The 9,458-nt window shown below is 67.2% G+C and carries 7 protein-coding genes and 2 pseudogenes; 4 read left to right on the top strand and 5 right to left on the bottom strand.

The annotated features are described in order from the left end of the window. Together B0W88_RS26690 and B0W88_RS26685 are read right to left on the bottom strand one after the other, a co-directional pair. Positions 1-334, bottom strand: a 334-nt coding sequence (locus tag B0W88_RS26690) for an acyl-CoA dehydrogenase family protein (RefSeq protein WP_233151857.1), incomplete at its 3' end; no start/stop codon positions are given. 23 nt (positions 335-357) lie between these two features. Further along, positions 358-1,908, bottom strand: a pseudogene (locus B0W88_RS26685) (AMP-binding protein). 110 nt (positions 1,909-2,018) lie between these two features. Between B0W88_RS26685 and B0W88_RS26680 the strand changes: the two are divergent. After that, on the top strand, positions 2,019-2,912 hold the full coding sequence (locus B0W88_RS26680; RefSeq protein ID WP_077037617.1) for a LysR family transcriptional regulator: 894 nt from the start codon (positions 2,019-2,021) through the stop codon (positions 2,910-2,912). A gap of 378 nt (positions 2,913-3,290) precedes the next feature. Here B0W88_RS26680 and B0W88_RS34520 read toward each other — a convergent pair whose 3' ends face one another. Together B0W88_RS34520 and B0W88_RS34975 are read right to left on the bottom strand one after the other, a co-directional pair. Then, positions 3,291-6,128, bottom strand: coding sequence for a CheR family methyltransferase (locus tag B0W88_RS34520; RefSeq protein ID WP_233151856.1), 2,838 nt, complete (start codon positions 6,126-6,128; stop codon positions 3,291-3,293). Positions 6,129-6,456: 328 nt separating this feature from the next. After that, a pseudogene (locus B0W88_RS34975) lies at positions 6,457-6,954 on the bottom strand (chemotaxis protein CheB); the annotation flags it as partial. Positions 6,955-7,377: 423 nt separating this feature from the next. On the opposite strand from B0W88_RS34975, the gene B0W88_RS34515 reads away from it, so the two are divergent. The 3 genes from B0W88_RS34515 (at position 7,378) to B0W88_RS26645 (ending at position 9,100) form a co-directional block, all read left to right on the top strand. Next, positions 7,378-7,539: a hypothetical protein gene (locus B0W88_RS34515; RefSeq protein ID WP_198937946.1), complete on the top strand. Its 162-nt coding sequence runs from the start codon at positions 7,378-7,380 to the stop codon at positions 7,537-7,539. Positions 7,540-7,948: 409 nt separating this feature from the next. Continuing rightward, on the top strand, positions 7,949-8,512 hold the full coding sequence (locus B0W88_RS26650; RefSeq protein WP_077037614.1) for a lipocalin family protein: 564 nt from the start codon (positions 7,949-7,951) through the stop codon (positions 8,510-8,512). A 24-nt stretch (positions 8,513-8,536) separates the two neighbouring features. Next, positions 8,537-9,100 (top strand): DUF2878 domain-containing protein, encoded by a 564-nt coding sequence (locus tag B0W88_RS26645; RefSeq protein ID WP_077037613.1) that lies wholly within the window; start codon positions 8,537-8,539, stop codon positions 9,098-9,100. 145 nt (positions 9,101-9,245) lie between these two features. On the opposite strand, the gene B0W88_RS34970 is transcribed toward B0W88_RS26645, so the two are convergent. Next, positions 9,246-9,458, bottom strand: a 213-nt coding sequence (locus tag B0W88_RS34970; protein WP_233151855.1) for a hypothetical protein, incomplete at its 5' end; no start/stop codon positions are given.

The raw sequence follows: 9,458 nt of genomic DNA, 5'->3' as shown, positions 1-9,458 counted from the left end.
CCTTCAGCAGGTTGCCGATGCGCGGCGGGCCACTCAGCTCGCCCAGCACATGCAGCGCGAAGATGCCGCCGGCCTCGGCCAGCTCCGCCTTCAGCCGGCACAGCTCGACGGTGCTGAGGCCGGCCCCGCCGAATTCGGCCGGCAGCGCGGCGCCCAGCAGGCCCAGCGCCTGCGAGCGCTGCCAGACGTCGCGCAGCACCTCGCGCGGGATGCGGTCCTGCGGGCCAAGGCCCAGGCGCTGCTCGAGCGGCTGCAGCTCGTCGCGCAGGAAGGCCAGCGCGCGCTCGCGCAGCGCCGGGTAGGAGGTGGAGGTCGAGCTCATGGGGGCGTTCATGCGGGAGTATTCCTTGCGTTCGTTCAGTTGACCTGACGGTCCAGGCCGGACCAGTAGGCCTGGCGCACTTCCTTGCGGGCCAGCTTGCCGTTGGCGTTCTTCGGCAGCGACGCCACCAACTCGACGCTGCGCGGCGCCTTGTAGTCGGCCAGTTGCCGGCGGCAGTGGGCGATCAGTTCGTCCGCGCGCAGCGCGGCGCCGGGACGCGCGACGACCACGGCCTTCACCGCCTCGCCCCAGCGCTCGTCCGGCACGCCGATCACGCAGGCCTCGTAGACGGCCGGATGCCGGTACAGCGCGGCCTCGACCTCGGTCGGGTAGACGTTGAAGCCGCCGGAGACGACCATGTCCTTCTTGCGGTCGACGATGTAGATGAAGCCCGCCTCGTCCACCCGGGCCAGGTCGCCGGTGCGCAGCCAGCCGTCCACCACCGCCTCGGCGCTGAGCGCGGGCTCGCCCCAGTAGCCGGCGAACACGTCGGGGCCGCGCACGACGATCTCGCCGATCTCGCCGACGGCGACCTCCCTCCCGGCCTCGTCGACGACGCGCACCTCGGTCTCGCCATAGGCCCGGCCGCACGAAGCGAGGCGCTCGGGCGCTTGGGCCAGTGCCTCGGCATGGTCGCGCGTCGTCAGCGCGGTGACGGCTGAACAGGACTCGCTGAGCCCGTAGCCCTGGGCCAGAACCGGGCCGATGCGCCGCCAGGCTTCCTCGACCCGGGCCGGCGCCATCGGCGCGGCGCCGTAGATCAGCTGGCGCAGGCTGGACAGGTCGCGCCGCTCCAGCGACGGTGCCTCCAGCAGCGCATGGATCATGGCCGGCACCATGAAGGCGTGGGTGATGCGCTGCGTCTCGACGGCCGCAAGGAATTCCTCCGGCTTGAAGCGCTCGAACAGGTGAAGCGTGGCGCCGGCGTAGAGGAAGGGCTGCATCAGCATGCCGCTGGCATGGGTGATCGGCCCGACCAGGGCCAGCCGGTCGCCGGGACGGGGCGCGCCCTCGTTGCGGAACAGCATCTTGCGGATGCAGGCGCGGCGGTTGCCGAAGGTCTGCATCGCCGCCTTGATCGCCCCAGTGGAGCCCGAGGAGAAATGCAGGACGGCGAGATCGTCGTCGGCCACCGCCACCTGCACCGGGCCGGCCGTCGCGCGGTCCATCAGTGCCTGCGCATCGAGATATCCCGGCGCGGCACCGGCGAGGCTGACGTGATGCTGCACCCCCTCGAAGCGGCGGCCGGCGAAACCGGCGCCGGCTCAGAAGACGGCCGGCCGGGCGCTCTCCAGCACCTCGCGCACCTCGGGCTCGGTGAAGCGCGCGTTCAGCGCCACCTTCACCAGGCCGGCCTTGAACAGCGCGGTCTCCAGCACTACCAGGACGATCGCGTTGCGCGACTGGACCGCCACCCGGTCGCCCTTGGCCAGGCCCAGGTCCAGCAAGGCATGGGCGAGCCGGTCGCTGCGCTCGTCGAGCGCGGCGAAGCTGAGCTGCTCCGCGCCGCAGACCACCGCCGGCACCTGCGGCCAGTAGCGGGCGCCGCGCCGGATGTGCCGGCAGATGTCTGGGTGCTGCGTCATGGAACCGTCTCCGTCTGTGTTCTGGAGCCGCAGTCTTGGCGCAAATGAGCATTCCCACAATGCACAAGATGGCACACTTCGATGAAAACAAGTCATCAAGGCCATCGAAGATGAACCTCAACGACATCGACTACCTGATCGCGGTATCCGAGCACCAGCATGTGGGCCGCGCCGCGGAGGCGCTGGGGCTGACGCAGTCGGCGCTGACCCGCGCGATCGCGCGGCTGGAAAGCCTGGCCGGGATGCCGCTGTTCGAGCGCCATCCGAAGGGCGTGCTGCCGACGGCCGCGGGCCAGGCCTTCCTGCGCCGGGCGCGGCGCATGCAGATGGAGTTCGACGACACGCTGAGCGAGCTGCACCAGATGAAGACCGGCGAGCTGGGCATCCTGCGCATCGGCTACAGCCCGTCGACCGACACCGAGCGCGTGTTGCGCCTGGTGCAGCGGATGCTGGCCGAGCGACCTGGCGCGCGGGTGCACCTGACCGAACGGCTGATGCACTACCTGATGGACGATCTCGCCAGCGGCGCGCTGGACGCCCTGGTCGCGCCGCTGCCGCGGCCTCTGCCGGCGGACGTAGCGGCCGTGCCCCTGTACGAGGACGAACTGCGGGTCATCGCCGATCGCTCGCATCCGCTGCATCGGCGCAGGGGGCTCAAGTTCGAGGACCTGGCGGCCGAACCCTGGCTGCTGCCGCCGCCTGCCACGCGCATGCGCGGCGAGCTGGATCGCTTCGTCGAGAAGGCGGGGCTGGCGCCGCTGGCGGTGCGGGTGGAGGCGGCGGCCACCAACCTGAACACGATGCGCATGCTCTGCGGCAGCCGCATGCTGAGCCTGAGCAGCGCCTGGGCGCTGCGGATGCTTGAGACGATCGGGCTGGAACCGCTGCCGATCGCCCTGCCCGCGATGCGCCGGCGGGTCGGCTGGCTGACGCGCCGCCACGGCCACCGCGCGCCGCTACTGGAGCGGATGGAGCAGTTGCTGGTGGAGGAGTTCAGGCGTTGAGCCAGGTTCTTCACCCATTTCGACGACACCGGCTGGCTCGTTCGGGCGACGACCCGCATTCGCTCGTGCAAGGAGCAGCAACGGTGGAGCGGTAGAAACATAGGCATGCGCCAGGCTGCGAAGCAGCTGTACAAGCCGATCCGGCCGGGGCCTTCGTCGCCGGCGACGTCTTGGCGGGGGGTGCTGCCTTGGCGACCTTGGCTGGCGCCGCAGTTGGCGGCGCAACGGCCTCTTGGAAAGGCAACGATCATGCAGGCCCCCTTCCTGCACAAAAGTCAAATGGGTCGCGCATCGTGAGGGCGGCTCCAATGCACCTCGACCAAGTTCGGACAAGGGGCCAAGGGCGGTAGATTGCTCGCCAAGCAAACAGGCAATTCTTTAACGCAATGGAACCCGGTCGCGCGCCACCTTCATCCAGTTCACCAGCGCCTCGGCGTCCACAGGCTTGGACGCATGGTCGTCGAAGCCCGCGGCAAGTGCCATGTCCCGGTCCTGCAACGATGAGAGGCCCGAGAGCGCGATCGCGTAGCTGCGCGGCCGACCGTCGCGCATCTCACGTGCGCGCACGATGCGCATCAACTCGAAGCCGTCTTGTCCCGGCATTGCAAGGTCGCTGACGATCGCGTCGAAGCTGCGCACGTCCAGCAGGGCGACCGCCGCGCTCGCCGAGCCGGCTGTCTCCACGCGCGCGCCGACGAGGCGCAACAGCTCGCCCAGCGCCTCGCGCGAGTCGGCATCGTCATCGACGAGCAGCACTTCCAGCCGCAGCTTGCCCTCGACCGTCGCCGGCGCGCCCGGCGCCTCGGGGCTGGCGGCAGGCATGTCCAGCGCCGGGAAACGCATGATCAGGCGCAGGCCCTTGCCCGGCCCCTCGCTGAGTGCCGCAACGGTGCCGCCGTGGGCCTGCGTCAGGTGCTTGACAATGGACAGGCCCAGCCCGAGGCCGCCATGCTCGCGCGTGCGGCCCATATTGGCCTGTGTGAAGCGCTCGAACATGCGTCCGAGCAGGTCCTCCGGCACGCCGATGCCCGAATCGGACACCGACAGCTCCAGCAGGCCGCCGAAGCGCGTCAGCGCCACTTCGACGCGGCCGCCGGCCGGCGTGAACTTGAGCGCGTTGCTGGCCACGTTGCTGACGATCTGCTGCAGCCGGCGGCTGTCCCCGTTGACGAGGTGCCCCATCCTGAGCCCGCTGCTGGTGAGGCTGAGCGCGCGCGCACGGGCCGCGGGTTGCATGCTCTCCAGCACCGAGGACACGCACTCGCCGAGATCCACCGGATGCCGGTCGATCGCGAAGCGGCCGGAGGTGATGCGGGATGCGTCGAGCAGGTCGTCGATCAGTTGCGCCTGCGCGCGGCACTGGCGCAGGATCGTGGCAATCGCCTTGCGCTCCGAGCCGTCGTCATCCTCGGCCGCGTCCCGGGGCAGCCGGCGGTCCAGCACCCAGGCCCAGCCGGAGATCACGTTCAGCGGCGCCCGCAGTTCGTGCGACACCAGCGCGAGGAACTCGTCCTTCGCGGTGTTGGCCCGCTCGGCCTCGCCGCGCGCCGTCTCGGCCCGCGCCACAGCCTGCTTCAGGTTGTCGATGTCCTCGAACACGAGAACCGCGCCGTCGATGCGATCGTCCGAGGTGCGGTAGGCGCGCACGTTGACCAGCCACCAGTGGCCGCTGGCATCCTGGTACTCGGCCTTGGTCGCCGCCAGGCCCTTGACCGCGATGTCGACCATGCGCTCGAGGTCGGCGATGGCGAAGCGGTCGTTCAGCGTCGGCATCGCCTTGCCGACGCTGTCGGGCCGCAGCCCGAACAGCTCGGCGGCCTGCGGCGTGAAGTGGCGCAGCCGCAAGTGTCGGTCCAGCAGCACGACAGCGAGCGGTATGCCCTCGACGAGGTTGCTCAGGTCGTCGTTGGCCACGGCCAACTGGTCGTTGCGGACCTTCATCTCCTCGTTCAGCGAATTCAGTTCCTGGTTGGTCGACTCGAGTTCCTGCTTGGCGCTTTGCAGTTCCTCGTTGGCGCTCTGCATCTCCTCGTTGGCGCTGAGCATCTCCTCGTTGGAGGTGCGCAATTCCTCGTTGGCCGATTCGAACTCCAGCACCATCGTGCGCAGCTGCGCATGGGCCGAATCCAGCTCGGCGGACAGGGTCACCACCGTCCGTTCCAGATCGCTCTCGCGGCTGCCACCCCCATCGGAGCGGCCCGCCTCCACAGCCAGCGCGCCCTCGGGCTGCTCCTGGATCGTCACGAGGAAATGCTGGGTGTCCGTGCCGACGACGAAGGGCACGGCTTCCAGCGCGTAGAACTGCCCGTCCAGCTGCACGCGTTCGCGCCGCACCGGCGCGTTCGAGCGCTTGGCCTCCAGCAGCGCCGTGCGCACCGGGACATTGAGCTCCGTGCGCAGCAGGCGCGACAGCGCCAGCGTGGCCTCGCCGGTGGCCGGCGAGACGAAGCGGGCCACGTCGCCGCGGAACTGCACCACGTCGCCGGCATCGTTGACCACGAAGCCCGGCGGCATATAGCGCTCGAGCGCGCAGCGGGTCACCGCCTGCTCGACCTGGTCGATCTGCACCGGCACGCGCGGCAGCGCATCGCTGCGCGGCGCGGCCCAGGGCAGCAGCGCCTTGGCGGGCCAGCCGCGCCGCGAGCGCGTGCCGTCAGCCAGCTTGCGGTACAGGTGCGGGTGCCCGGCATGCTCGAAGCCCTGCGTCGCGGAGGCGGCCTCGGCCCGGCCCAGCAGGATGAAGCCGTCCGGCCGCACCGCGTAGTGCAGCACACCCATCACATGCTCCTGCGCCTCCTTGCGCAGGTAGATCAACATGTTGCGGCAACTGACCAGGTCCATGCCGAGGAAGGGCGCGTGCGTCATCAGGTTGTGCCGCGCGAACACGCACGTCGCGCGGATGTCCTTGCGGATGGCGAAGCTGCCCGCGCTGGGCGTGAAGGCCTTGGCCGCGTAGGCCTCGGGCACGTTCTCGACCGAGGCGGGCGAATACAACCCGGCCCGCGCCGTCTCGATCGAGGCCTCGTTGATGTCGGTGCCGAAGATCTGCACCTTGCGGTTCAGCCCGCTGGCATCGAGCGCCTCGCGCAGCAGGATGGCGATCGTGTAGGCCTCCTCGCCGGTCGAGCAGGCAGGTACCCAGATGCGGATCGGATCGCGTCCCAGCTCGATCAGCTTCGGGATGACTGAGCCGCAGCACGTTGACGAACTCGGCATCGCGGAAGAAGGCGGTGACGCCGATAAGAATGTCGTCGCGCAGCGCCGCAGGCTCGAGCGGATCGGTGCGCAGATGTTGCAGGTAGCCCGCCACGTCACGATCCTTCTGCAACAACACTCGCCTGAGGAAACGCCGCCGGAGGTTGACGTCTTTGACGTAGCCGAGATTGGTGCCCGTGCGCTCCTGGACGAGCGCAAGGGCGGTGGAGAGCACCTCGTCGTAGTCATCGCCCGCTTCCACGGGCGGTGCCGTGCCGAAGCGCTCCAGCAGCCGGGCGGCAATTTCTGCCGGCGGCAGTACCTCGTCGGCCAGACCTGTGTCGATTGCAGCAATCGGCATGCCATCGTGGGCCGCGGAGGCCGGCGCCTGCACCAGCACCAGCCCGCCGCTGGCCTTGAGGTCCACGATGCCCGCGGCACCGTCGCTGCCGGTGCCGGTGCCGGAAAGAATGACAGCCGCGGCCTCGACATCGGGATCCTGCGCCATCGAGGCCAGGCAGATGTCGATGGGCAAATGCAGTCCGGGGGCGCGCTTCGTGATCCGGAAATGGCCATCGAGCGCGGTCAGCGTCGCGTCCTCGGGCAGCACGTAGACCGTGTCGAGCTCGATCTTGCGCAAGTACGCCAGCCGCTCCACTGGCATGCCGGTGTGGCGCTTGAGGATGGTGTCGAGCTGGGTTTCCCGCGTGGGATCCAGATGACTGATCACCAGCACGGCAAAGCCCGGACGCTCGGGCAGCCCGGCCAAGACGCTGGCGCACGCGTCGATGCTGCCCGCCGAACCGCCCAGCACGGCAACTTTGACCGGATCTTGACCTTGCAGCATAGCCCTCCGCTTCCTCAGTCCCGCAGTGTATGGGAGCAAGGTCTAGAGAGGACAACGTTGCGTCCGCAGGCAGGTGAGAGGCCTAGCGTATAGCCGATTGGGCTCGGCCGAATCTACGCAAACGGCCGCACGCGGGATGCCTCGCACTGCGTTGGCAACGCTGTCGCGCTCATTTGGAGACAGCTGATTGCTTGTCCTGCGTGAGGTAAGCAGGACAGGGACAGGAGACAGGCTGATTTCGTCGTTCAGACGACATCCTTACCGATTTGTTCTTGCCCCCGCCCGGTTGGTGCGTCTGTTGGCCTCAACGGCGGAAAAATCTCAGGTTCAGGAACGAGAAGGTCCTCAGGAAAATATTTGGCCTGGACTGAATTGGAGGCGTCCACCCAGGTGCAGAGTGCATGGGGTCGGCCACCCAGATCCATGAATTCGATCACCGACATCAACGGCCCACCGGTCTTCAAGCAAACGATTTTTTCGCAACTCATCACAACAACCCCGATGGACGCTCTTCTGCCAGAAACGTTACTGCAGGTGACCGAAGAAGTACGTAGGACAGATCCTCAATTGATCCGCTTGTTTTAACCTTCTCGGAGAAACGCGGACCACAGGGACGCTCAGGCGAAGGCCTTGTCCAAATGTCCGGCTCTACCATTTCGGGGAATGGGTTGTCGTAGGGGCTTGACGAATTGAGCCAGGATGATCCCGACGTCATGCCCCAGCTGCACGAGCTTCCTGTCCAACCATGGGAAGCGTTGGAGGATCCATTCCATGCAGGCCGCAAGATGGTCCTCAAGGTGCCCACGCCCCCGGCGCAACTGAGCTTCTCCATGGTGACGGCCGCCCCGTCGCTATCCGAGAGGACCTCAAGCGTGTGGTCCTTCGGGAGCATTGCGCCTCGGGACGGCTATGGAAACAGACCCGCCGACTGCGAGTGATCCGAAACAGCTCCAAGGCGCGTAAGAGCAGGCGTCAAACTATCGACCAATCAGAAATGAAAGCTGCCATCGACCTGCGGCGCCTTTGGTGCCTTTCGGCGATTTTTGGGCTGTGTTCCATCGCACCGGCTATCCGCGCCGCGGAAAACGCCCCGCTGCCTACTGTGAACTCAGTCGATCTCGCCCGCTATGTTGGAAGCTGGTATGAGATTGCGTTGCTACCCAATCGGTTCGAGCGCCAATGCGTGTCCGACACGCAAGCTCGTTACACCGCCCAGGACGAAGGTATCCGGGTGCTCAATCGCTGCCGCAAGGCCGATGGCCATGTCGACTCCGCAGAAGGACGCGCAAAGATCGTGGCCGCCAGCGGCAATGCCAAGCTCAGGGTCACGTTCTTCTGGCCGTTCTACGGCGACTATTGGATCCTTGCACTCGATGACGACTACAGCGAGGTGCTGGTGGGGACGCCTGACCGACGCTATGGCTGGATCTTGGCGCGCCGCCCGGACCTGCCGGAGGCCCGCGTGCAGGGGCTGCTGGAGCGAGCGAAAGCCCTGGGCTTCGACGCTGCCGCCTTCAAGCGGGTGCCCCAGATCCAGCCCCTGGACGATGCTTCATGAGAAGCAATTGAAGACATCGCGCCCATGGTCATATTCACCCGAAAGACCCTGTGGATGGTCCTTTCCCTTTTGGCCTTTCAGGGTGCTTGGTTGGCCTGCGTGCTCGGCGCCGCGCGCGGCACGCCCTCGTTCGGGCTCGCGATGGTGGCGCTCGTCTGGGGTGTGCACCTTGTGAGCAGCTCCGCTCGCTGCCAGGTCATCGTCCTAACCTGCGTTGCCACCGTGTTTGGCCTGCTCTGGGACACTGCAATGCTCAGGGGCGGCGTTGTGGCGTACGCATCGCCCGGCCCACTTCCGCAGTGGGCGCCCGGCTGGATTCTCGCGTTGTGGATCCTCTTTGCAACGCTGCTGCAAGAAACGCTGCACTGGCTGCACGGTCGATGGCTGTTGGCCGCGCTGCTCGGCGGCGTGGGTGGACCGCTCTCATACTGGAGTGCGGTGCACCTGGGCGCGGGAGACTTCCCCGACCTGCCGCAGGCTCTTGGAGTGCTGGCGATCGGCTGGGCCATCATGACACCGGTGCTGACCGAATTTGCACGCGGGCTAGCTGCTCGCCCGCTCCATTGCGGCCTGCAATCAACGGGTTGAGCGTTTGTCTATCGGCGTTGTTCGTCAATTCCCAGAGCGGCTGCCATCGGCGGGTCAACGCGCCGATTCGGCTGTGTGCTGCACGCTGGCCGACGAATTGCTCGGTCCTTAGCCTAAGGATCTGCCGGCCCGGGAGTTTCTGATGTCAAGCGCGACTAAAGATGCGCTGCCAGGCGCCCTGACGCCCTTGTCCTTCGAGCGCCGCAAGCACTCTTGAAATTATTTCGCCTGCTCCTAATTGAAGTGCGACCGGCTGGATGTCCCGGCCGGTGGACACCACTGAACGGAGAGCAAGCCATGTTTCATTCATTGCTGACCCATCCGAACAGCCTGTTCGGACAATTCGATCGCCTGCAAC

Source organism: Pelomonas sp. KK5 (assembly GCF_001984095.1).
Taxonomy (GTDB): Bacteria; Pseudomonadota; Gammaproteobacteria; order Burkholderiales; family Burkholderiaceae_C; genus KK5.
This window is presented reverse-complemented; position numbering and strand designations above follow the sequence as displayed.